We start from the raw sequence: 21,446 nt of genomic DNA, 5'->3' as shown, positions 1-21,446 counted from the left end.
CGGATCCAATTCTCAAGGTTTCGCCTCCGGCGCGGGAGTTCGATCGCCGCACCCGGATTCCTGAGATGGTTTGCTCGTCTCAGACGTATCGCGCCAGGGTCACGAGGCGCCAGGACGCGCCAGCGTCAGGAGATGCCGGGACGCGCCAGCGTCACGAACCGGAAGCCGTGCTCGTCCTCGGGGCCGGCCGGATGGGGTTCGGACGCGATCTCGCGGAAATCGGGCGGGATCGCGGGAAAGCGGGCGTCGCCCTCGGGCGAGGCCGCGACCTCGGTGAGGTGGATCCGGTCGGCATGCGGCAGCGCCAGAGCATAGATCTCGGCGCCGCCCGCCACCATCACCTCCCCGGCGTCGCCGGCGAGCCGCAGCGCGTCGTCCCAGCCGGCCGCCCGCTCGGTACCGGGCGCCGTCCAGGCGGGATCGCGGGTCATGACGATCACCCGCCGCCCCGGCAGCGGCCGGCCGATCGAGTCCCAGGTCTTGCGCCCCATCACCACCGGCTTGCCCATGGTGAGGGCGCGGAAGCGCCGCAGGTCGCTGCGCAGGCGCCAGATCAGCGCGTTGTCGCGGCCGATGACGCCGTTCTGTGCCACGGCGACGATCAGGGTGACGCTCGGTCGGGTCATCCTCAGACCGCCACCGGCGCCCGGATCGCCGGATGCGGGTCGTAGCCCTCGATGGCGATGTCGTCGTAGCGGAACTCGAACAGCGAGCGCACCGAAGGATCGAGGCGCAGGCGTGGGCTCGGGCGGATGTCGCGGGACAACTGCTCGCGGGCCTGGTTGATGTGGTTGGAATAGAGGTGCGCGTCGCCGAGCGTGTGGACGAAGTCGCCGGGGACGAGGTCGAGCACCTGCGCCATCATGTGGGTGAGGAGCGCGTAGGAGGCGATGTTGAACGGCACGCCGAGAAACACGTCGGCCGAGCGCTGGTAGAGCTGGAGCGAGAGCCGCCCGTCCGCGACGTAGAACTGGAACAGGCAGTGGCAGGGCGCGAGCGCCATGCGGTCGAGGTCGGCCGGGTTCCAGGCCGAGACGACGAGGCGGCGGGAATCCGGGTTGCGGCGGATCTCGTCGAGCACCCAGGCGATCTGGTCGACGCCGCCGCCGTCGGGCTTGGCCCAGCTCCGCCACTGCCGGCCGTAGACCGGCCCGAGATCGCCGTGCTCGTCGGCCCACTCGTCCCAGATCGTCACGCCGTTCGCCTGCAGATAGGCGACGTTGGTATCGCCGGCGAGGAACCACAACAGCTCGTGGATGATCGACTTCAGGTGCAGCCGCTTCGTCGTCACCAGGGGGAAGCCCTCGGCGAGGTCGAACCGCATCTGGTGGCCGAACACCGAGAGGGTGCCGGTGCCGGTGCGGTCGTGCTTCTCGACGCCGTCGTCGAGGATGCGCTGGAGGAGGGCGTGGTAGGGGCGCATGGCGGACATCCTCCGCGTGATGACGGCTCGCGGGCGCCGCGCGGCGCCCATTCGGCCTTGTTCTATCGATGCCCAGGTGGAAAAAGGGTTCCTTCCCGGTCGGCCTTGCACGATAGCGCGTCCCCGGCGCGAGGGAGAGCGCCGGCGCGACCGAATCAGCCGGTACTCCACACCCGCGCCAGCACCACGGCGCCGTTGCTCGCGGCGTGGAGCAGGATGCAGGGCCACAGGCTGCCGGTCCACAGCCGCATCGCGCCGAGCGCCACCCCCAGCGGCAAGACCGAGAGCGGTTGCAACAGCCCGTTCTCGGCGTGGCAGAGGGCGAAGAGTGCCGCGCTGACCACGACCGTGGCGGCCGGGGGCAGGAGACGGCGTAAGCGCGCGAACAGGTCGCCGCGAAACAGCATCTCCTCGGCAAGGGGCGCCAGGACCACCAGCCACAGCATCCAGGTCCACAGCACCCCGCCGGCGAGGAACGGCGACAGGCGCCAGGCTCGGGCGGGCGTCTGGCCGGAGAGCAGCAGGAGCCCGGCGGTGCCCGCGACCTGGAGCGGCGGCCAGGCGAGGAGCAGCACGACGGCCCGGCGCGAGAGGGCGGGGCGGACGAAGCCGAGCGGCTTGCCCGACCGCAGCCGCGCGACGAGGACGAGGAGCGCCAGGGCGACGTGCGGCAGCACGGTCAGGGCCAAGGCCGCCCGCTCGCGGCCGCTCAGGGACGGGAACGGCAGCCGGTCCGACGGCAGGGCCGGCAGTCGGCTCGCGGCCGCGACCGCGCCGAAGACCAGCCCGAACGCGGCCACTTGAAGCAGCAGCGCCCGCAGGATCGCCAGCGCGACGCCGAGCCACCGACGGGGCCGCGATGGGGGATTTCCGCCCTCGGGGGAGGGCATCGGCGCAACGGTTCGCGAAACGGACACAGAATGGTGCGGGGCGGGCTTCAAAAGCGGCACGGGACCCTCTATATTCGCCCTTGCCGGTCGCGAGGCCGGCTATGGCGATAAACGTTCTTCGGAATAAACCTATCGGACCCGGGGGCGGTACCCGGCGCCTCCACCCAAGCCCGGAACGGCCCGTTCGGTTCGGGCTTCGGCGGGGGCGAAATAGGATCGACGAGGGCGTAAAGGTTGAGCTTTCGCTCGGCATGGTTCCGCCGTAATCGGGCCAATGCAATAGTTGCCAACGACAACTTTGCTCCGGTGGCGGTGGCCGCGTAAGCGGTCCCCAAGACCAAACGAAGTCCTAGCGGGTAGCACCGCATAGGCGGGGTTCGGAGGCACCTGGCAACAGAAGCCTCCACTCGAATTCCCTATCCCGCGAGCGATGCGGCGCCAGGCAACGGTTGATGGCAGACGATCTGATTCGCTACGATCTCCTGGTGCAGGATGCCCTGCGCAACGTCGTGCGCAAGGTCCTGGGCGATGCGGCGCGCGACGGCCTGGCCGGCGAGCACCATTTCTACGTCTCGTTCCGGACCGACTATCCCGGCGTGCGGATCTCGCAGCGCCTGCGGGAGAAATACCCGCAGGACATGACGATCGTCCTGCAGCACCAGTTCTGGGACCTCGGCGTCACCGAGCACACCTTCGAGGTCGGCCTGTCGTTCTCCGGCGTGCCGGAGCGGCTGCTGGTGCCGTTCGAGGCGGTGACCGGCTTCTTCGACCCCTCGGTGCAGTTCGGCCTCAAGTTCGAGCTGAACGACGGCACTGCCACCACCGAGGATGCGGCCCCGGCCGGCACGACTCCCCTGCGGGCGATCCGCGGCGCCGGCTCCGAACCGAGCGAGGCCCTGCCCAAGGTGCCGGCGATCGGAAGCAACCTGCCGAAGATCGTGCCGGCGGCGAAGGCCGAGACGAAGCCGCAGGCCAAGGATCCCGCCAAGGACGAGGCTGGCGCCGAGGCGAAGCCCGACGAGGCCGCCGAGCGCACCGATGCCCCGCAGGAAGGCGCCTCGGTGGTCAGCCTGGACGCGTTCCGCAAGAAGAGCTGAGCGCGCAGCGCCGAGGCGTTCGACCGCGTATCGACGCAGGTTTCCGACATCGTCCCTGTCATCGCGGGCCGGCGGAGCGCAACCCGGGATCCATCACGGCTGACGGTTCGGGATCAGGCGGACCGTGTTCCGCTTTCTTCTTGAACCTTGGCGGTGATGGATCCCGGGTTCCCGCGTGCGGCGAGTCCCGGGATGACGTGGCGGATCTTGCTCGCGGCGGGCAACCCCCTCCTCAGCCTCGCGCCGTCACCCGCATCCGCAACCCGTCCTGCGGCCGCAGCGTCACCCGGTGCAGCGGCACCACCGGCCCGGCCTCCGGCGCCCGGTCGAGGCGCACCGCGTGGAGCACGTGGGCCAGCACCAGGGTCGCCTCCATCAGCGAGAAGCTCGCGCCGATGCAGACCCGCGGCCCGGCGCCGAAGGGCAGGTAGGCGTAGCGGTCGATCCGGGCGCGGTTCTCCGGCAGGAAGCGCTCGGGCAGGAAAGCGTCGGGCTCGTCCCAGAGCCGGCGATGGCGGTGCAGCACGTAAGGGGCGACCGTCACCAGGGAGCCGCGCGGGATCTTGATCCGGCCGATCCGGTCCTCGGCGAGCGCCTGCCGGCTCATGAACGGCACCGGCGGGAACAGGCGCATCGCCTCCTCCAGGGCCGCCTTGGTCTGCGGCAAGGCGTCGAGACCCGGCGCCGGGGTCGCGGCGAAGGCCGCGTCGACCTCCGCCTCGACGGTCTTCCGCGCCGCCTCGTCCTGCGACAGGCAGTAGAGCGTCCAGGTCAGGGCGTTGGCGGTGGTCTCGTGGCCGGCGCCGATGAAGGTGACGATGTTGGCCCGCACCTCGAGATCCGACAGGCCGCGGCCGGTCTCGGGATCCTGGGCCTTGAGGAGCAGGGTGAGGAGATCGTGCGGGGCCTCTCCGCCGGCGGTGACCAGGGCGCGGCGGCGCTCGATCAGCTCGTCCACCACCTCGGCGAAGAAGCGGAGCGCCGGCCGCGCCTTGATCCGGCCGATCCGCGGCAGCCAGTCGGGCATGCCGAACACGTCGAGGGGGTCGATCGGCCCGAGCGCCTCGAAGTAGCGGGTGATGGCGCGGCCGAGCGCGTCGGGTTCGCGGGCGAGGCCGTGTGTGAAGATGGTCCGCTCGAGCACGTCGAGGGTGACGCGGGTCATCTCGAGGGCGGCATCGACGCTCTGGCCGTCGCGGCGCTTGAGCCGGCGGGCGAGGCGGCTGGCGGCCTCCGACATCGGCGCCTCGAAGCGCGCGACGTGGCGGGGCGAGAAGATCGGCGCGAGCGTGCGGCGCTGGAGGCGCCACTCGTCGCCCTCGGCGGTGAGGAGGCCGTTGCCGAGGCCCGGCGCGAGCACCCGGCGCTGGAGGTCGTCCTTGCGGTAGTTGGCGGCGTTGTCGACCAGCACGTGGCGGATCGCCGCCGGCTCGCTCACCACCGTGACGCGGCCGAGCGCGCCCTCGCCGGTGACGATCGGCTGCTCGAAATGCTCCGCGTACCAGGTGGTCAGCGGGTTGGCGCGGGCGGCGCGCAGGAAGGCGAACAGCCCCATCGGCTCGGTCCGCGGGCGGGGCACAGTGGGACGGAAGGGGGCGGCCGGGGCCGCCGCAGGCGCAAGCATCCGGGCTCCTTGAGGAAACGGGCGGTTCGGCGCGTTCGCTTCGAAGCCCGCGAGGGCATCGCACAATCGCCGCTCTTGGCTTAAGTAGGCGCCGTTTCGCACCGCCAAAGAGGCCAAGATGTCGCCGACCGAGAAAGCCACCCGCACGGAATCCGACACGTTCGGGCCGATCGAAGTCCCGGCGGACCGCTACTGGGGCGCCCAGACCCAACGCTCGATCCAGAATTTCCGCATCGGCACCGAGCGGATGCCGGCGCCCCTCGTCCACGCGCTCGGTCTCGTCAAGCAGGCCGCGGCCCTGGTGAACCGCGACCTCGGCGTGCTGGATCCGAAGGTCGCCGAGGCGATCGCGGCGTCGGCCGCCGAGGTGGTCGAGGGCCGGCACGACGGGGAATTCCCCCTGGTGGTCTGGCAGACCGGCTCGGGCACCCAGTCGAACATGAACGCCAACGAGGTCATCGGCAGCCTCGCCAACGAGCGTCTCGGCGGCCAGCGCGGCGGCAAGTCGCCGGTCCACCCGAACGACCACGTCAATCGCGGCCAGTCGTCGAACGACGTCTTCCCGACCGCGATGCACATTGCGGTGGCCCGCGAGATCAACGACCGGCTGATGCCGGCGCTGCAGCACCTCCACGCCGCCCTCGATGCGAAGGCGAAGGAGTTCGGCGAGATCGTCAAGATCGGCCGCACCCACCTGCAGGACGCGACCCCGGTCACGCTCGGTCAGGAATTCTCCGGCTACGTCGCGCAGGTCGCCCTCGGCGGGGCCCGCGTCGGCGCGACGCTGCCGGGCGTGCTGGCGCTGGCCCAGGGCGGCACGGCGGTCGGCACCGGCCTCAACTCGCATCCGGACTTCGCGGAGAAGTTCGCCGCCAAGGTCGCCGAGCTGACCGGGCTGCCCTTCACCTCGGCCGACAACAAGTTCGAGGCCCTGGCGACCCACGACGCCCTGGTGTTCACGCAAGGGGCGCTCAACGCCCTCGCGAGCGGCCTGTTCAAGATCGCCAACGACATCCGGCTGATGGGCTCGGGCCCGCGCTCCGGCCTCGGCGAGATCTCGCTGCCCGAGAACGAGCCCGGCTCCTCGATCATGCCCGGCAAGGTCAACCCGACCCAGGCCGAGGCGATGACGATGGTGTGCTGCCAGGTGATCGGCAACGGCACCACCGTATCGATGGCCGGCAGCCAGGGTCACCTGGAGCTCAACGTCTACAAGCCGGTGATCGCCAACGCGGTGCTGCAATCGGTGCGGCTCCTCGCGGACGCCGCGGTGAGCTTCGCCGACAATTGCGTCGTCGGCATCAAGCCGAACCGCGACCGCATCGCCGACCTGATGAGCCGCTCGCTGATGCTCGTCACCGCGCTCGCCCCGACCATCGGCTACGACAAGGCCGCCGAGATCGCCAAGACCGCGCACAAGAACGGCACCACGCTGAAGCAGGAGGCCCTGCGCCTCGGCTACGTCACCGAGGAGCAGTTCGACGCGGTGGTCCGCCCGGAGGACATGCTGGCGCCGAGCGCCGAATAATCCCACTCTGACGCGATGCCCCGCGCAGCTTCCGGCGGCGTGGGGCGTTTGTACCGTGGCGGGGGCGCGGAGGATCGGGTCATGGCCGAGATCATCAACCTGAAGCAGGTCCGCAAGGCGCGCGAGCGGGCCGCCAAGGAGGCCCAGGCGACCGAGAACCGGGTCGTCTTCGGCCGCCCGAAGGCGACGAAGACCCGGGAGGAGGCCCGCAAGAGCCTGGAGGCCGCCCGGCACGAGGGCCACCGGCTGAAGAATCCCGACAGCGAGGCATGAGCCTGGAGGACACCCCGCCGCCGGGCCCTTTGCCCGAGGGCGGAGTGCTCAAGCGCTCCCTCGTCATCGCCGGCCACCGCACCAGCGTCTCCCTCGAGGCGGCGTTCTGGGACGCCTTGCGCCATCTTGCCGGCGCGCGTGGGCTCTCGGTCCAGGCGCTGGTCGGGTTGATCGATGCCGAGCGGGGCGGACAGAATTTGTCGTCGGCGATCCGGGTATTCGTGCTGCGGGCGGTGTGGCCTGTTGCCGATAAATAAAATACAGTAAAAAACTTATAAAACTGCCTGCCTATAGCTGGTGTATTACTTTGTATTCCAAAATAAATATTTAATATTTGCGTCGACAGCTGTCGCGCGTGCCTTGATTTCCATTTTCAAGGATTAAAGATGAGTAAATACAAGCAGGCAATGCTTTTTGAGCGATCGACTGTATCTATATATTGCAAGGGGCGCAAAAATCTGTAGATTTGGGAGCAGGTCACAGAATTAATGAGCCTGCGAAGCAGCTCTCGGCAGTATGGCGAGGGGATCAGTATGGCTATTCATTTTAATATAATGCACAATGGGCGTGCCTTTGAGGCATCTGCTGACGGGGACGCAAAATTCTTCGTAGGATATAAAACATCGTACGAGGATAAAAAAACTGGTGAAGATTTCGAATGACTATTTAATGTCCCATCGAAGTTGCTGCCGAAGCTTGTCTATGATCAGGTTGCCGCTCGCGACATGTTCGGCTTTTGGGCGGATTTCATTGCGCCCACGGCCGCTTGCGAGGGTGGCAACTTCCTGACGTTGAACACCTACGACCGAGCCCGGTTCACCTGGGGGTTCGCGCAGTTTGGCGCCCACGTGCCGGATGGCGATTTCGTGCATTTTTTTCGGGACCTCCTTCTTCGCCCTGAGGCGCAGGACTACTTCCCCAATCTTGCCGTCAGATCTGGGCGTATCAGCAAGATCGGCGTCGGCAAGGAAGTCGCTCTTGAGGATGCGAAGACAACCAAACCCCTGATGGACTATCTCAATCCATCGACGCAGAACATCGAGGACACCGAGGTCATTGCTGCGGCAAAATTTGTACATTGGACGACGCACCATGAAGATGTCCAGAGTTTGCAGGTTTTTCATACCGTAGCGGTATTCCGGCGTCTGATGAACGACGCGGATGGCAAGCTGAATCTCGATGGTAAGGGAGCTGACTTGTGCATGATCATCTGCGACATCAGGCATCAGGGGCGGGCGAAATACCCGGCGATGCAGGCTGCCCTTGCCAGCCCCAATCCCCAAGGCGCATTGCTCGCACTTGGTTCGATCGCGTACCCGGAGCGCATCAAAGTTCTAAGGAAAGAACTGATCAGAAACAAAAATGAATTTTCCGGTAAAAAATGGAGTCGTTCCGCGGGTGCATTTATTTGATGGAGGTTGTCATGGCTTTCAACGATGTTCTCGTTTCGACGGTTCACCAGGAATGGGCCCGCTGGGGATTTTCAACAAGCGCATTGCATGTGAAGAAAAAAATTGTCGGAAAAGAGGGTGTCGAACCTTACGTTGGCTATGTCAACGAATATTGGAGAGCTGTCAACCAGCCGGCTCGAAACGGCAACTCACCATATCCGTGGTCTGCAGCTTTTATATCTTTTAACTTCAAGCGGGCCGGAGCCGACGGCGAATTTCCTTATGCTGCCGGACACTGGGATTACTGCCGGGACATCGTGCGATCCCCGAAGAAATTCACCAAGTTGAGCCTGCATCTTCCGAGCCAGGTCGCGATCGAGGTTGGCGACGTGATCTGGGCCGCTAGGCGCGGTCCCCAATGCCCGCCACCACCGAAGGATGCTGCTGCCGCATTCGGCGACCTCAAGACCGGTCGCTGGTTTTGCAGTCATGCCGATATCGTCGTTGCCAAGAGATCCGATGAGATCGACGTGATCGGTGGGAATGTCTCTGATTCGGTGACGCAAACGACATATTTGACATCGAAGGGAAGGATCGTCGATCCCCGGCAGGTCTGGCTCGGAGTGATCAAAAACACAATTTGACCCACAGTAACAGGCATCGGTTGGGTAAGCTGCCTGGCGCAGGGGCGCTTGCGGGACCTGTGCGTTGCACCGCTCCCGCGCGTGATCGTCTCCTGCCTTGATCACCCGGGCTCGCCGCCATGGGCCTTGGACGGGACAATGTTCGGTTCGCTGGAAGCCGATCTAACTTTTCGGCCAAAGCCGATCGGGTACCGCGACCTCCACCGCCCGCCCGCCGGCCCGTACCGGCTCCCCCGCGGCCAGCGCCTCGCTGAGGCGGTCGATGCGGACCATTGCCAGCCCCCGCGAGCCCGCGCCGCCTCCGGTCTGGCCGAGGCTGCGCTCGCCGGCGGTCACCGGCTCGCCGGCCGGCGCCGCCGCACCATCGGGATAGGCCAGCGGCACGATGCGGGTGCGGGCGGTGCCGCGGTGCTGCATCCGCGACACCACCTCCTGGCCGACATAGCAGCCCTTCTTGAAATCGACCCCGCCGAGCTGGTCCATCAGCGCCTCGTGCGGGAAGGCGTCGCCGAACGGGAAGTCGGTCCCGCCCTCGGGCACGCCGAGGGCGATGCGATGGGCGGCGTATGTCGCCGCGTCCGCGTCCGCCTCCGGGGGCTCGGGGGCGTGGAGGCGCCAGCCGAGGCCGGCGAGGCGGCCGTCGCGTAGGGCGGAGGAGGGGGCCTCGCCGCCCCAGCCCGCCGCGACCGCGAGCGGCAGGACCGAGACCGATACCTGGGCTCGCAGCTTGTAGAGCGTCAGGCGCTTGAGGAGGTTGGGCGCCGTCTCGCGGGCGGTGTCGAGGTGGTAGCCGTCGGGCGCGCGGCTGACCAGGAAATCGAACAGGATCTTGCCCTGCGGGGTCAGGAGCGCGCCGAGGCGGGCTTCCCCCTCCGGCAGCGTCTCGACGTTGCAGGTCAGGAGACCCTGGAGGAAGCTCGACGCGTCGGCGCCGGTGACCGCCACGACGGCGCGGTCCGGCAGGAGGGCAAGCGGCATCGGGGGTCCTTTGCTTGAACCGCGGGCAAGGCTGACATAAGCCGCCTGCGCCCGGCCCTCAATCGGGGCCTGCGCGAACGCGGATTGCGGACGAGGGGAACCCCGACGATGAGCCAGAGCTTCGACCTCCTCCTGCGCGGCGGCACCGTGGTCAACCACGACGGCGCGGGTCTGGCCGATATCGGCGTGACGGCCGGGCGCGTCGCCGCGATCGGCGACCTGTCGCAGTCGTCCGCCGGCCGCACCCTCGATTGCCGCGGCCTCCACCTCCTGCCCGGCGTGATCGACAGCCAGGTGCATTTCCGCGAGCCGGGCCTCGACCACAAGGAGGATCTGGAGACCGGATCCCGCGCCGCGGTCATGGGCGGCGTCACCACGGTGTTCGAGATGCCGAACACCGTGCCGCAGACGACCGATCCGAACGCCCTCGACGACAAGCTGAAGCGCGCCCACCACCGCATGCATTGCGACTTCGCCTTCTGGGTCGGCGGCACGCACGAGAACGCCAAGGACGTCGCCGAGCTGGAGCGCCTGCCAGGGGCGGCCGGCATCAAGGTGTTCATCGGCTCCTCGACCGGCTCGCTCCTCGTCGAGGACGATGCCGGCATCGCCGAGATCCTGAAGCGCACCCGCCGCCGCTCGGCCTTCCACGCCGAGGACGAGGCGATGCTGCGCGACCGCAAGGGCCTGCGGGTGCCGGGCGATCCGTCGTCGCATCCGGTCTGGCGCTCGCCGGAGGCCGCGCTGAAGGCGACGGAGCGCCTGGTCCGCATCGCCCGCGAGACCGGCGCTCGCATCCACATCCTGCACATCTCGACCAAGGAGGAGATGCGCTACCTCGCGGAGCACAAGGACGTCGCGACCTGCGAGCTGACGCCGCATCACCTGACGCTCGACGGCGACGAGGCCTATGCCCGTCTCGGCACCCTCGTTCAGATGAACCCGCCGGTGCGGGGCGCCGACCACCGCGACGGGCTGTGGTGGGGCCTGTCGCAGGGCGTCGCCGACGTTCTCGGCTCCGACCACGCGCCGCACACGCTGGAGGAGAAGCAGAAAACCTATCCGGACTCGCCCTCCGGCATGACCGGCGTACAGACCCTGGTGCCGGTGATGCTCGACCACGTCGCGGCGGGCCGGCTGTCGCTGCAGCGCTTCGTCGACCTCACCAGCGCCGGCCCGAAGCGCATCTTCGGCATCGCCCGCAAGGGGCGGCTGGCGGTCGGCTACGACGCCGACGTGACCGTGGTCGATCTCAAGCGCCGCGAGACCATCACCAATGCCTGGATCGCCTCGAAATGCGGCTGGACGCCCCATGACGGGCGCCAGGTCACCGGCTGGCCGGTCGGAACGGTGGTGCGCGGGCAGGCGGTGATGTGGGAGGGCACGCTCACCGAGCCGTCGCAGGGCGAGGCGGTGCGGTTCGAGGAAGGCTTCCCGGCAAGGGGGTGAAGCAGAACGGCTGCGCGCGTGAACCCTCCCCCCGCTGCGGGGGAGGGGGGCGAACGGCGTGAGCGCAGCGGGACGAAGTCCCGCCGAGAGGGGCAGCGCGACGCCGATCCAGGTGGCTGCCGTCACGACGGTCCAGTCATACCGGGAGCCGGCGTCCCCTCTCCGGCCCCGCGGCGACTGACGGTGTCTTCGTCTCCCCCATTCCGCCCACCGCCCTTGGCTCCGGCGCATATCTCGTATAGGAGCGCCCGGAATTGGAGGTCCGGACGCGTCCGCGTGCCGGCCATTGCCATGTTGGCGGCCCTCGCGGCCGGCCCGGAAGCCCGATGCAGACCGTCCTGATCGTCGTCCACCTGATCATCGTCCTCGCCCTGATCGGCGTGGTGCTGCTGCAGCGCTCCGAGGGCGGCCTCGGCCTCGGCGGCGGAGGCGGCACGCAGGGCTTCATGACCGGCCGCGGCCAGGCCAACGCGCTCACCCGCGCCACCGCGATCCTGGCGGCCCTGTTCTTCACCACCAGCATGATCCTGGCGATCATGTCGCACCGGGGTGCGGGCCCGCGCTCGATCTTCGACGGCGCCGGCACCAAGGCCCCGGCGGGCCAGACCGCCCCGGCCGGCAACGTCCTCGACCAGCTGCGCCAGCAGCAGGGCGACGCCCCCGCGACCCAGACCCCCGCGCAGACCCCGGCGGCCCCCGCCGCTCCGGCCGCGCCCGCGGCGCCCCAGTCGCGCTGATCCTGCACCGATCCGGCGGCGCGCCCGCGCCGCCCCTCGCGAAGAATCCTGTGAATCCGGCCGGCCCCGCCGCCCGGACATGACCCCGTTGAGCTGGCGGCGTTTGGCAACCCGGCCATGCCTGTGTATGGAGCAAGTCCCATGACGCGGTATGTTTTCATCACCGGCGGCGTGGTCTCCTCGCTCGGCAAGGGTCTCGCTTCCGCCGCCCTCGCGGCCCTGCTCCAGGCCCGCGGCTACAAGGTCCGCCTGCGCAAGCTGGACCCCTACCTCAACGTCGATCCGGGCACGATGAGCCCGACGCAGCACGGCGAGGTCTTCGTCACGGACGATGGCGCCGAGACCGATCTCGATCTCGGCCATTACGAGCGCTTCACCGGCGTGCCGGCGACGCGGGCCGACAACATCACCACCGGCCGGATCTACCTCGACATCATCACCAAGGAGCGCCGGGGCGACTATCTCGGCGCCACCATCCAGGTGATCCCGCACGTCACCAACGCCATCAAGGAATTCGTCCTCGACGGCAACGACGCCTACGATTTCGTGCTGGTCGAGATCGGCGGCACCGTCGGCGACATCGAGGGCCTGCCGTTCTTCGAGGCGATCCGCCAGCTCGGCCAGGAACTGCCGCGGGGCACCTGCGCCTACGTCCACCTGACGCTGCTGCCCTACATCCCGTCGGCCGGCGAGCTGAAGACCAAGCCGACCCAGCACTCGGTGGCGGAGCTGCGCTCGATCGGCATCCAGCCCGACATCCTGCTCTGCCGCTGCGATCGGCCGATCCCGCGCGAGGAGCGCCGCAAGCTGGCGCAGTTCTGCAACGTGCGCGAATCGGCGGTGATCGAGGCGCGCGACGTCGGCACGATCTACGAGGTGCCGCTCTCCTACAAGGAGGAGGGCCTGGACCGCGAGGTGCTGGCGCATTTCGGCCTCGAGACCGGCCCCGAGCCGAAGCTCGACCGCTGGCGCGACATCGTCGGCCGGATCAAGAGCCCGGAGGGCGAGGTCTCGATCGCCATCGTCGGCAAGTACACCGGCCTCAAGGACGCCTACAAGTCGCTGATCGAGGCGCTGAGCCACGGCGGCATCGCCAACCGGGTCAAGGTCAACCTGGAGTGGATCGAGTCCGAGGTGTTCGAGCGCGAGGACCCGGCCCCCTTCCTGGAAGGCCTCAACGGCATCCTGGTGCCGGGCGGCTTCGGCCAGCGCGGGGCGGAAGGGAAGATCCGCGCCGCCCGCTATGCCCGCGAGCGCAAGATCCCGTATTTCGGCATCTGCTTCGGCATGCAGATGGCGGTGGTGGAGGCGGCCCGCTCGCTGGCCGGCATCCCCGACGCCAACTCGACCGAGTTCGGCCCGACGCCGGAGCCGGTGGTCGGTCTGCTGACCGAGTGGATGCGCGGCAACGAGCTCGAGCGCCGGGTGGCCGAAGGCGATCTCGGCGGCACGATGCGGCTCGGCTCCTACAAGGCGGCGCTGGCGCCCGACTCGCAGATCGCGAAGATCTACGGCGGCACCCGCATCGCCGAGCGCCACCGCCACCGCTACGAGGTCAACATGGCCTATCGCGAGCGGCTGGAGGCCAACGGCATGCGCTTCGCCGGCCTGTCGCCGGACGGGCTGCTGCCGGAGACCGTCGAGGTGGTTGGCCACCCCTGGTTCATCGGCGTCCAGTTCCACCCGGAGCTGAAGTCGCGGCCGTTCGAGCCGCACCCGCTGTTCCAGAGCTTCGTCGCCGCGGCGATCGAGCAGAGCCGGCTGGTCTGAGCGGCGGGTCCGGACTATCATAGGTTAGCGGATCGGTGCGGAACGGCGGCGCGCGCTGCCGTTCCGTCGCGACAGTGATACCGACCCACGGTATAGCAGCCTCATCGAGCCGGCTGCCCGGCGAACGGGGTGGCGGCGTGGAGAGGTATCGGTGATGCGTGAGATTCCCCTGGCGGCGATCCGGGCCCGCGCCTACGACATCTGGGAGCGCAACCACCGCCCGGACGGCTTCGAGATCCAGTTCTGGCTGCTGGCCGAGCGCGAGCTGCGCGCCGAGCAGGACGGCCGGCGCGACGGTGCCGCCGACCCGTCCGGACATCCCGCCGAGTCGCCCGCGGCACCGGACGCCAAGACCGCCGCCGAACTCATCGGGCGTTAGACCCCTCTCAACGCGCCGCCAGCCGGGCCCCCGCCCGCAGGAAGCGCTGCGGATCGACCGGCTCGCCGTCGATGCGGGTCTCGTAATGCAGATGGGTGCCGGTGGAGCGCCCGGTGGATCCCACCCGGCCGACCACCTGGCCCGCCGCCACCGCCTGGCCCGGCACCACCGCGATCGCCGACAGGTGGGCGTAGCGGGTGACGAGGCCGTGGCCGTGATCGACCTCGACCATGTTGCCGTAGCCGCCGGCGTAATCGGCCTGTGTCACCGTGCCGGCGGCGGTCGCCCGCGCCGGGGCGCCGTACTCGCCCCGCAGGTCGATGCCGGTATGGAGCGCGAGCCCGCGGGTGAACGGGTCGGCCCGGTAGCCGAAGGTGCTCGACAGCCCGCCATCGACCGCCATCGGCCGCCGCAGCGGCAGCGCGCCGACGATCCGCCGCAAGGAATCGCGCTCGCCGAGATCGCGCTGCGCCTGGAGCACCGCATTCTCGAACGGGCCCGAGCCCGCCGGCACCAGCGGCCCGCCGATGCCGCCGGTGCGGGCGCCGGCGAAGCGGCGCGGGTCGAGGCCGGTCTCGGCCATCACGCCGCGCAGGCGCGCCGCCTCGCTGCGGCCGCTTGCGGCGAGGCGGCCGACCACCACGCTCTGACGCGCCTCGAAGCCGTCGAGGGCGTGTTCCAGCATCGCCATCCGGGTCGACAGCCCGGGGGAGGGGGCAGGGGATTGCGGCACGGGACCGTCGGCCTCCGTGCGCAGGCCGAGGGATTCGGGCGTCGGGGCCGCGGGGACCGGCGGCGGCGGCGCGGCCGGCGCGGTCCGGGCCTCGCGGGACGACGGCCAGCCCCCGGCGAGCGCCAGCCCGTCCTCGCCCACCGCGAAGCCGGCCTGCTCGGCGAGGCCCGCGAGCATCGCCTGCCGGCTCTCCAGGGCGACCTGCCGGCCGGCGATGTCGGCGAGCCGCGTCTCGACCCCGTCCTGCTCCAGGAGCTTCTGCGTCGCCACCCGGTCGAGCCGGGCCCGCAGGGCGCTGATGCGCTCCTCGTAGGCGTATTGCATCGCGCCCTGGCGCTCCATGAACCGGGCGAGGGCCTCGTCGCGGAAGACGATGAACCAGGTCGCCGCGCTGGCCCACAGGCAGAGCGCCGCGAAGGCGAGGCCGGCGAGCACCAGGGTCCGTCGCCGCACCACCCAGACCCGGTCCGGATCGCCGGAGCGGCGCGCGGGCAGCGCGAGGGAGGGAACGAGGGACGAGAGGCGGGAAGCGAGCATCGGAACGGTCCGGTAACCTGAAGCGGACCGTCGCGGGTTAAGGTTAAGGATGCTTCAAGCGCGGCCGCGGATCGACGTCTCGCGGCGGAAGGTCCCATCCCCGGAATCGTCCCGGGACCGCGGCGGCGGAGCGCGAGATCCAAAACCGCAGGTCGCGCGACGCGGAGCATGGCCGCTCTCGTCTTGCGCCACCTGCGCGTCGGGATTCCGGGTTTCGCTCGCGCTGCCCGGAAACGAGGCCGAGGCTTGCGGATCCGCCGGGCGGATCGACCAGGCTTACCCTGCGCGCCTCACAGCGCCTGCGCCGCCGCCAGCACCGCGTCGGCGTGGCCCGGCACCTTCACCTTCTGCCAGACCTTCGCGATCGTGCCATCGCGGTCGATCAGGAAGGTCGTCCGCTCGACGCCCATGTACGTGCGCCCGTACATGCTCTTCTCGACCCAGACGCCGTAGGCCTCGAGCATCGCCTTGGCCTCGTCCGAGGCGAGCGGGAATTCCAGGCCGTACTTCGCCCGGAACTTGTCGTGGCTCTTCATCGGGTCGGGCGAGACGCCGATCACCGCGGTGTCGGCCGCGGCGAAGGCCTGCCGCAGGCCGTTGAAGGCCTGAGCCTCCAGCGTGCAGCCGCTGGTGTCGTCCTTGGGGTAGAAGTACAGCACGGCCTTGCGGCCCTTGAGGCCGGCGAGGCTCATCGTCTCGCCGCCGGTCGCCGGCAGGGAGAAATCGGGGGCGGGGTCGCCCGGGTTCAGCGCCATCGTGCCTTCCTTTCGGCCGATTGATGGTGTGCCTCTGGGGGAGGGCACCCCGGGATGCGGGGGCCTCGACGCACCCGACGGATTAGCGGCAGGACGTTACCCTCCGGTCACCGGATCGGGCAATCATGGCCCGGGGCACGGGCCCCGACACGGCGCCGAGCGGGGCGCCCGGAGTGGCGACGCGCGCGTGACGACGGACCGAGCGACACCAGGCCTGGATCCAGGCATCGATGAGCCCATCATCGACCGCGCGCAGGCCGCCGCCCCGCCGGGCCGTGCTCCGGATGGGCCGGGGCCTTGCGCGGCGCGGATCAAGGCCGCCCCCCGGTCGCTGCTGCGGACCTGCTTGCGCGGCGTGCTGTGGCTCAAGCTCGCGGCCGTCGTGCTCCTCTGCGTCGGCCTCGGCCTCGCCTACCTGCGCCTGTCGAGCGGGCCGGTGAGCTTCGCCTGGCTCGAGCCCCGGGTCGCGGCGGGCATCGCCGAGCGCCTCGGCCCGGGCTGGAGCGTGTCTCTGCACGACAGCGCCATCGAGATCGACCGCGACGGGGCGCTGGCCCTGCGCACCACCGGCCTCGACATCCGCAACCCGGAGGGCGACCTCGTGGTGCGGGCGCCGCTCGCGGTCGTCGCCATCGATCTGTGGTCGCTGTTCAGCCTGTCGGTCCAGGCCCGTTCGGTCGAGTTCCGCGACCTGCAGCTGCGCGCGCTGCTGCACCATGACGGCTCGATCGCCTTCGCGGCCTCCAACGACCCCGCCGAGGTCAAGCCCCACACGCCGCCGGCGGTGGCGGCGGCCCGCGGCACCGTCTCGCCGGTCTCGGCCACCGTTGCGTCGATCCTGAGCCTGGTCCTCGACCCGTCCGGCGTGATCGGCAGCCTCGACCGGGCCCGCCTGACCAATGCCCGCCTGACGCTGCTCGACGAATCCGGCGCGGAGCGGGTGGTGTTCCCGCGGGTCGACGGCTTGTTCAACCGCGACGCGACCCGGTCGGCCCGGCTGTTCGAGATGCGCATCGTCGGTCCGCACGGGCCCTGGCGCTTCGGCGGCGACGTCGAGCAGGCGCCCGACGGCGGCCGCCACGGCGTGCTCACCCTCGACGACCTGCCGGCCCCCGATCTGCTGCTGCTCTCCGGCCAGTCGCGCCTGCCGCTGACCACCGACCTGAAGCTGTCCGGCCGGGCCCAGGTGGCGATGCACGGCGCCCGCCTCGACGGGATGACCCTCCGGCTCACCACCAGCGAGGGCAACCTCCTCATCGAGGAGAAGGATTTCAACCCGGTGACGATCGAGGCGGTGACGGTCGACGCCGCCTGGGACGAGGCCCGCCGGGCCTTGCGGGTCGACTCCCTCGATTACCGCGGCGCCGGCAACCGGGTGCGGCTCGCCGGCGAGTGGGTGGCGGCGCCGGACGGCACCGGCGCGGGCTGGACCGCGACCCTGTCGGGCGCCGACGCGGTCCTGCGGGGGGCCACGCTCGCCGATGCCCCGGTCAAGGTCGCCAAGGTCGAGGCCCGCCTCTCGGGCCGCGACGGCGGCATGCGGATCGACGCGCTCACGCTGACCGGCGACACGGTCCGCGGCACGATCAGCGGCACGCTGGGCACGAAGGCCGACGAGGGCGGCCTGACCCTGCGCATCACCGCCGAGCGCACCGACGGGCGCGCCGCCCTGCGGCTGTGGCCGGAGAACGTCGCGCCGCCGATCCGCGCCTACCTCGTCGACAACCTGCGCACCGGGCGGCTCGACAGCCTCGACATCGTGGTCGACATGAGCATGGCCGAGTTCGCCGCCGCCACCCGCGGCGAGCCGATGCCCGACCAGGCGGTGCGGATCGCCTTCGCGGTGAGCGAGGGCGGGCTCACCATCTCCTCCGACGCGCCGCCGCTCTCCCGGGCCCGGGTGTCCGGGCTCGTCACCGGGCGCAACACCACCATCCGCGGCGCCACCGCGGAGATCCGGATGCCGGACGGCCGGGCGCTGACCCTTCAGGACGGCTCCTTCGTCATCAAGGACGCGGTGCCGCACGACGTCTCGGCCCAGATCGGCCTTCGCCTCACCGGCGGCGCCGACGCGCTCGCCTCCCTGCTCCAGACCAAGCTGTTCCGCTCGCTCTCCGGCACCGAGCTCGACCCCGCGACCCTGCGCGGCCAGGCCGATCTGCGGATCGACTTCCCCCTCTCCCTCGAGGCGGTTCCCGACATCGGCGACCTGCCGGTGACCCTGACCGGCAGCCTCACCGACATCGCCGCCGACCGCCTCGTCGGCAAGGAGAAGCTCGAGAACGGCCGCTTCGCCGTCGCCTACGACCGCAACGGCTTCAGCCTCAAGGGCGACGGCCGCCTCGCCAGCGCCCCGCTCACCGTCGACCTGCACCAGCCGAAGGCCGGCGCGCCCGGTGAGGCGGTGGTGACCATGGCCCTCGACGACGCGGCCCGCGCCCGCAAAGGTCTGCCGACGGCGCCCCAGCTCGCCGGTCCCGTCAATGCCCGCTTCATCGTGCCGGTCGGCCGCCCGGGCAAGGCCCCGATCCGGATCGAGGCCGACCTCGCCCGGGCCAGCATCGACGGGCTGCTGCCGGGCTGGACCAAACCCGCCGGCCGGGCGGGCCGGCTTACGCTGTCCCTCACGGAGACCGGCCAGGGCAGCGATCTGCGCGACATCGCCCTCGACTCCGGCCCGGTGCAGCTGCGCGGCAGCGCCACGCTCAACGCCGAGGGCGGCTTCGAGCGGGCCGACCTCACCAGCCTGAAGCTCTCGCCCGGCGACGACATCCGCGCCCAGGTCGAGCGCATGGGCACCAACGGCTACCGGCTCAGCGCCAAGGGCGGCGTCGCCGATGCGCGGCCGTTCCTGCGCGCGATGACGGCGCCGCCGCGCAAGGGCGGCAAGGACGGCGCGGGCCGCGAGGTCGAAGCCGATCTCAGCTTCGCGATCCTGACCGGGTTCAACGACGAGGCGCTGACCAATGCCAGCCTGAAGCTGTCGTTGCGCGGCGACGACATCCGCCAGGCCCGGATCCAGGGCCGCTTGCGTTCGGCCGGGGTGAGCCTGGAGGTGGCGAAGGGCGACCGCAGCACCCCGCCGGTGCTCAACGCCGAGACCACCGACGCCGGCGCGGCGCTCCGCTTCCTCGACATCTACAAGCGCATGCAGGGCGGGTCCCTGTCGCTGCAGATGACGATGAATGACGGGCCGCAATCGGGCCTGCTGCAGGTCCGCTCCTTTGCGTTGCGCAACGAGCCGGCGCTCGGCCGGATCATGGCCCAGGGCGAGGCCGACGACCGGCGCAGCGACGCCAACGACGTCGGCTTCGACCGCCTGCGCGCCGCCTTCCAGCGCACCGGCACCCGCATCGCTTTCGCGGAGGCCGCGATCTCCGGCCCGGCGATGGGCTTCACGCTCGGCGGCTGGATCGACACCGGCAAGGACCGCACCGACGTCTCCGGCACCTTCGTGCCGCTCTACGGCCTCAACAACGTGGTGTCGCAGGTGCCGATCTTCGGCCCGCTGCTGGGCGGCGGCCACAACGAGGGCTTGTTCGGCATCAACTTCCGGGTTGCCGGCGCGATGAGCGCGCCGAACATCAGCGTGAATCCCCTCTCGGCGATCGCCCCGGGCTTCCTGCGCAAGCTCTTCGGCGCCGGCGGCGGCGACCCCAACGCCCCCCCCGCCGGGCGCATGGACCGGTGACCCACCACCGCCCCGGAGACCGCGGCATTTCGGGGTGGACAGGGCCGGGGCGAGCCCGTATGACAAACCTCGTCGCGGGCGTAGTTCAGTGGTAGAACGTCAGCTTCCCAAGCTGAATGTCGTCGGTTCGATCCCGATCGCCCGCTCCACCATAGCGTTACCCAATTAGGTCGTGACGTAGCAGCTACCCTGGTATCCTGCGGCGTTGAGCTGTTGCGGAGGTCCTGGGTCGGTGAAGGCCAAGAAGCCTTTCCGGATCGCGGCATGCGGTGCCTTGACCGTGCGAGCGGCTGCGGTAAGCAACGCCCTGTTCCGCGTCTACGGCGTGCGCAAGAGCATGCCCCCGAGCTTGACCGGAGTATGGCGTCAGCTGGCCCGGAAAGGAATTGTGGTCGCTCGATAACTGTGGCGCGTCTGATGCGCAAGATGGTGCTGGCGGGGTGATGCGTGGCAGAACCGTGCGCTCCACGACCTGGCCGCAGCCTGGCCCTGGACCGCGTCAAGCGCGAGTTCAAGGCGCCACGGTAAATCGGACGCCTAGGGTCAGGACTCGATCAGCAACAGAACGCGATGACGGCAGCCAGGGCGAGAGCCGAGGCGAAGTCGTGTGCCAGCTTGTCGTAGCGTGTGGCGATGCGGCGGAAGTCCTTGAGGCGGCAGAACACCGCCTCGACCCGCCCGCGGTCGCAATAGCGCCGCTTATCGAGGCGGATCTTGCGTTTGCGGGCACGGGTGCCAGGGATGACCACGCTGATGTCCTGCTCGTGCAGGTCCTGGCGCAGCCAGTCGGCATCGTAGCCCTTGTCGGCGATTAGCCGGCGCATCGGGCCGGGTGCCTTGTCCAGCACGGCAGGCGCGATCTTCACGTCGCTGGCGTTGCCGGGGGTGAGGTGGATGACGCCTGGGCGGCCTATCACGTCGGTGAGGACATGGATCTCGGTGGTCGCGCCCGCCCGCGAGGGGCCGATCGCCTGGTGGCGGTCCCCCCTTTTGCACCGTGGGCGGCGCGCTGGGCTTTGACGTCGGTCGCGTCGAGGGCGGCGGCCTCGCCCGACCATCCGGCTTTGGCGAGAGCCGCCAGCATGCTGGTCCGGAACCTGATGACGTGCAGGATGCCCGACAGGATGGTGCGGTCGTCCTTGCGATGAGCACCGGGCTGGTTGGTGGGCATGAACGGCGCGATCGCCTGCCACTGCTCGTCCGACAGCCAGAACAGCTCTGCCATAGCCTCCTCCATCTGGGGCGCTTTGGAATCAAATCTCACTCATCGCCACTATACCTTGATCAGGTTTAGACTTTAGCAATACAGTTGTGGCCCGCAATTTTGCCCCATGTCGACAGCTGTCGCTTACAGGAGCCAAGGTTGTCCGGCGCCTGCTCAAGAGTGGGTTGCAACTGTAGTGCTAGGAGCGGCGCTGGGCGATCGAGCAGGCGCTCGAGACCAAAAAGACCGAGCTGGGCGTGGATTACAACGAGACCCGCTCTTGGCATGGCCGGCGCCGGCACGTCAGCCTTGTGACGCCGACCTTTGCTGTTCTGACAAGGGG

At 69.7% G+C, this 21,446-nt stretch carries 18 protein-coding genes, 1 tRNA gene, 1 other RNA gene and 2 pseudogenes; 14 read left to right on the top strand and 8 right to left on the bottom strand.

The window, feature by feature from the left end; genetic code table 11:
• Nucleotides 1-125: 125 nt before the first annotated feature.
• The 3 genes from FF100_RS13185 to FF100_RS13175 all read right to left on the bottom strand — a co-directional run bounded on the left by FF100_RS13185 (nucleotide 126) and on the right by FF100_RS13175 (nucleotide 2,313).
• Nucleotides 126-626, bottom strand: a complete 501-nt coding sequence (locus FF100_RS13185) for a dihydrofolate reductase (RefSeq protein ID WP_139036120.1) — start codon at nucleotides 624-626, stop codon at nucleotides 126-128.
• 2 nt (nucleotides 627-628) lie between these two features.
• Nucleotides 629-1,423 (bottom strand): thymidylate synthase, encoded by a 795-nt coding sequence (locus FF100_RS13180; RefSeq protein ID WP_139036119.1) that lies wholly within the window; start codon nucleotides 1,421-1,423, stop codon nucleotides 629-631.
• Between the two features lie 155 nt (nucleotides 1,424-1,578).
• Entirely contained in the window at nucleotides 1,579-2,313 is a 735-nt protein-coding gene (locus FF100_RS13175; protein ID WP_139036118.1) for a CPBP family intramembrane glutamic endopeptidase, read from the bottom strand.
• Between the two features lie 42 nt (nucleotides 2,314-2,355).
• Here FF100_RS13175 and ssrA point away from each other — a divergent pair.
• Nucleotides 2,356-2,721: a transfer-messenger RNA gene (gene ssrA / locus FF100_RS13170) on the top strand.
• Between the two features lie 44 nt (nucleotides 2,722-2,765).
• The gene (locus FF100_RS13165) at nucleotides 2,766-3,410 is read left to right on the top strand and encodes an SspB family protein (RefSeq protein ID WP_139036117.1); all 645 of its coding nucleotides are present in this window, start codon (nucleotides 2,766-2,768) and stop codon (nucleotides 3,408-3,410) included.
• Nucleotides 3,411-3,642: 232 nt separating this feature from the next.
• Here FF100_RS13165 and FF100_RS13160 read toward each other — a convergent pair whose 3' ends face one another.
• Nucleotides 3,643-5,034, bottom strand: coding sequence for a cytochrome P450 (locus tag FF100_RS13160; protein ID WP_139036116.1), 1,392 nt, complete (start codon nucleotides 5,032-5,034; stop codon nucleotides 3,643-3,645).
• Between the two features lie 118 nt (nucleotides 5,035-5,152).
• Between FF100_RS13160 and fumC the strand changes: the two genes are divergently transcribed.
• The 5 genes from fumC to FF100_RS13135 all read left to right on the top strand — a co-directional run bounded on the left by fumC (nucleotide 5,153) and on the right by FF100_RS13135 (nucleotide 8,870).
• Nucleotides 5,153-6,562, top strand: coding sequence for a class II fumarate hydratase (fumC, locus tag FF100_RS13155; RefSeq protein ID WP_139036115.1), 1,410 nt, complete (start codon nucleotides 5,153-5,155; stop codon nucleotides 6,560-6,562).
• An 81-nt stretch (nucleotides 6,563-6,643) separates the two neighbouring features.
• Complete coding sequence (locus FF100_RS13150) at nucleotides 6,644-6,835, top strand: DUF4169 family protein (protein ID WP_139036114.1); 192 nt, start codon at nucleotides 6,644-6,646, stop codon at nucleotides 6,833-6,835.
• Nucleotides 6,832-7,092 (top strand): ribbon-helix-helix domain-containing protein, encoded by a 261-nt coding sequence (locus tag FF100_RS13145; protein ID WP_139036113.1) that lies wholly within the window; start codon nucleotides 6,832-6,834, stop codon nucleotides 7,090-7,092. Before FF100_RS13150 ends, FF100_RS13145 begins: the two co-directional genes overlap by 4 nt.
• Before the next feature lie 426 nt (nucleotides 7,093-7,518).
• Nucleotides 7,519-8,247, top strand: coding sequence for a hypothetical protein (locus tag FF100_RS13140; RefSeq protein WP_139036112.1), 729 nt, complete (start codon nucleotides 7,519-7,521; stop codon nucleotides 8,245-8,247).
• Between the two features lie 11 nt (nucleotides 8,248-8,258).
• Entirely contained in the window at nucleotides 8,259-8,870 is a 612-nt protein-coding gene (locus tag FF100_RS13135; RefSeq protein ID WP_171070142.1) for a DUF2272 domain-containing protein, read from the top strand.
• 162 nt (nucleotides 8,871-9,032) lie between these two features.
• On the opposite strand, the gene ygfZ is transcribed toward FF100_RS13135, so the two are convergent.
• Nucleotides 9,033-9,848 carry a CAF17-like 4Fe-4S cluster assembly/insertion protein YgfZ gene (gene ygfZ, locus FF100_RS13130; protein WP_139036110.1) on the bottom strand — a complete coding sequence of 272 codons (816 nt, stop codon included), beginning with the start codon at nucleotides 9,846-9,848 and terminating at the stop codon, nucleotides 9,033-9,035.
• A gap of 108 nt (nucleotides 9,849-9,956) precedes the next feature.
• Between ygfZ and FF100_RS13125 the strand changes: the two genes are divergently transcribed.
• The 4 genes from FF100_RS13125 to FF100_RS13110 all read left to right on the top strand — a co-directional run bounded on the left by FF100_RS13125 (nucleotide 9,957) and on the right by FF100_RS13110 (nucleotide 14,183).
• Nucleotides 9,957-11,297 (top strand): dihydroorotase, encoded by a 1,341-nt coding sequence (locus FF100_RS13125; protein WP_139036109.1) that lies wholly within the window; start codon nucleotides 9,957-9,959, stop codon nucleotides 11,295-11,297.
• A 326-nt stretch (nucleotides 11,298-11,623) separates the two neighbouring features.
• Nucleotides 11,624-12,034, top strand: coding sequence for a preprotein translocase subunit SecG (secG, locus tag FF100_RS13120; RefSeq protein ID WP_139036108.1), 411 nt, complete (start codon nucleotides 11,624-11,626; stop codon nucleotides 12,032-12,034).
• Between the two features lie 141 nt (nucleotides 12,035-12,175).
• Complete coding sequence (locus FF100_RS13115) at nucleotides 12,176-13,804, top strand: CTP synthase (RefSeq protein ID WP_139036107.1); 1,629 nt, start codon at nucleotides 12,176-12,178, stop codon at nucleotides 13,802-13,804.
• Between the two features lie 154 nt (nucleotides 13,805-13,958).
• Entirely contained in the window at nucleotides 13,959-14,183 is a 225-nt protein-coding gene (locus FF100_RS13110) for a DUF2934 domain-containing protein (protein ID WP_139036106.1), read from the top strand.
• Nucleotides 14,184-14,190: 7 nt separating this feature from the next.
• Here the strand turns inward: FF100_RS13110 and FF100_RS13105 are convergent, their stop codons facing one another.
• On the bottom strand, nucleotides 14,191-15,453 hold the full coding sequence (locus tag FF100_RS13105) for a peptidoglycan DD-metalloendopeptidase family protein (RefSeq protein ID WP_171070141.1): 1,263 nt from the start codon (nucleotides 15,451-15,453) through the stop codon (nucleotides 14,191-14,193).
• A 290-nt stretch (nucleotides 15,454-15,743) separates the two neighbouring features.
• Nucleotides 15,744-16,208, bottom strand: coding sequence for a peroxiredoxin (locus FF100_RS13100; protein WP_139036105.1), 465 nt, complete (start codon nucleotides 16,206-16,208; stop codon nucleotides 15,744-15,746).
• A 355-nt stretch (nucleotides 16,209-16,563) separates the two neighbouring features.
• Here FF100_RS13100 and FF100_RS13095 point away from each other — a divergent pair, with 355 nt between their 5' ends.
• Nucleotides 16,564-19,899 carry a YhdP family protein gene (locus tag FF100_RS13095; protein ID WP_139036104.1) on the top strand — a complete coding sequence of 1,112 codons (3,336 nt, stop codon included), beginning with the start codon at nucleotides 16,564-16,566 and terminating at the stop codon, nucleotides 19,897-19,899.
• Between the two features lie 74 nt (nucleotides 19,900-19,973).
• Nucleotides 19,974-20,048: transfer RNA gene (locus tag FF100_RS13090), tRNA-Gly, on the top strand.
• A 405-nt stretch (nucleotides 20,049-20,453) separates the two neighbouring features.
• Here the strand turns inward: FF100_RS13090 and FF100_RS13085 are convergent.
• Nucleotides 20,454-21,124, bottom strand: a pseudogene (locus FF100_RS13085) (IS5 family transposase).
• 188 nt (nucleotides 21,125-21,312) lie between these two features.
• Between FF100_RS13085 and FF100_RS37805 the strand changes: the two are divergent.
• Nucleotides 21,313-21,438 (top strand): annotated as a pseudogene (locus tag FF100_RS37805) (IS701 family transposase); the annotation flags it as partial.
• Nucleotides 21,439-21,446: the final 8 nt, after the last annotated feature.

Source organism: Methylobacterium terricola, from assembly GCF_006151805.1.
Classification (GTDB): domain Bacteria; phylum Pseudomonadota; class Alphaproteobacteria; order Rhizobiales; family Beijerinckiaceae; genus Methylobacterium; species Methylobacterium terricola.
The sequence above is the reverse complement of the archived record's forward strand: the minus strand, read 5'-3'. Positions and strand labels throughout refer to the sequence as shown.

Bases quoted from the DNA above. Each gene is read 5' to 3' on its own strand.
- FF100_RS13185 (WP_139036120.1), bottom strand. From the start codon at position 626: ATGACCCGACCGAGCGTCACCCTGATCGTCGCCGTGGCACAGAACGGC.
- FF100_RS13180 (WP_139036119.1), bottom strand. From the start codon at position 1,423: ATGCGCCCCTACCACGCCCTCCTCCAGCGCATCCTCGACGACGGCGTC.
- FF100_RS13175 (WP_139036118.1), bottom strand. From the start codon at position 2,313: ATGCCCTCCCCCGAGGGCGGAAATCCCCCATCGCGGCCCCGTCGGTGG.
- FF100_RS13165 (WP_139036117.1), top strand. From the start codon at position 2,766: ATGGCAGACGATCTGATTCGCTACGATCTCCTGGTGCAGGATGCCCTG.
- FF100_RS13160 (WP_139036116.1), bottom strand. From the start codon at position 5,034: ATGCTTGCGCCTGCGGCGGCCCCGGCCGCCCCCTTCCGTCCCACTGTG.
- fumC (WP_139036115.1), top strand. From the start codon at position 5,153: ATGTCGCCGACCGAGAAAGCCACCCGCACGGAATCCGACACGTTCGGG.
- FF100_RS13150 (WP_139036114.1), top strand. From the start codon at position 6,644: ATGGCCGAGATCATCAACCTGAAGCAGGTCCGCAAGGCGCGCGAGCGG.
- FF100_RS13145 (WP_139036113.1), top strand. From the start codon at position 6,832: ATGAGCCTGGAGGACACCCCGCCGCCGGGCCCTTTGCCCGAGGGCGGA.
- FF100_RS13135 (WP_171070142.1), top strand. From the start codon at position 8,259: ATGGCTTTCAACGATGTTCTCGTTTCGACGGTTCACCAGGAATGGGCC.
- ygfZ (WP_139036110.1), bottom strand. From the start codon at position 9,848: ATGCCGCTTGCCCTCCTGCCGGACCGCGCCGTCGTGGCGGTCACCGGC.
- FF100_RS13125 (WP_139036109.1), top strand. From the start codon at position 9,957: ATGAGCCAGAGCTTCGACCTCCTCCTGCGCGGCGGCACCGTGGTCAAC.
- secG (WP_139036108.1), top strand. From the start codon at position 11,624: ATGCAGACCGTCCTGATCGTCGTCCACCTGATCATCGTCCTCGCCCTG.
- FF100_RS13115 (WP_139036107.1), top strand. From the start codon at position 12,176: ATGACGCGGTATGTTTTCATCACCGGCGGCGTGGTCTCCTCGCTCGGC.
- FF100_RS13110 (WP_139036106.1), top strand. From the start codon at position 13,959: ATGCGTGAGATTCCCCTGGCGGCGATCCGGGCCCGCGCCTACGACATC.
- FF100_RS13105 (WP_171070141.1), bottom strand. From the start codon at position 15,453: ATGCTCGCTTCCCGCCTCTCGTCCCTCGTTCCCTCCCTCGCGCTGCCC.
- FF100_RS13100 (WP_139036105.1), bottom strand. From the start codon at position 16,208: ATGGCGCTGAACCCGGGCGACCCCGCCCCCGATTTCTCCCTGCCGGCG.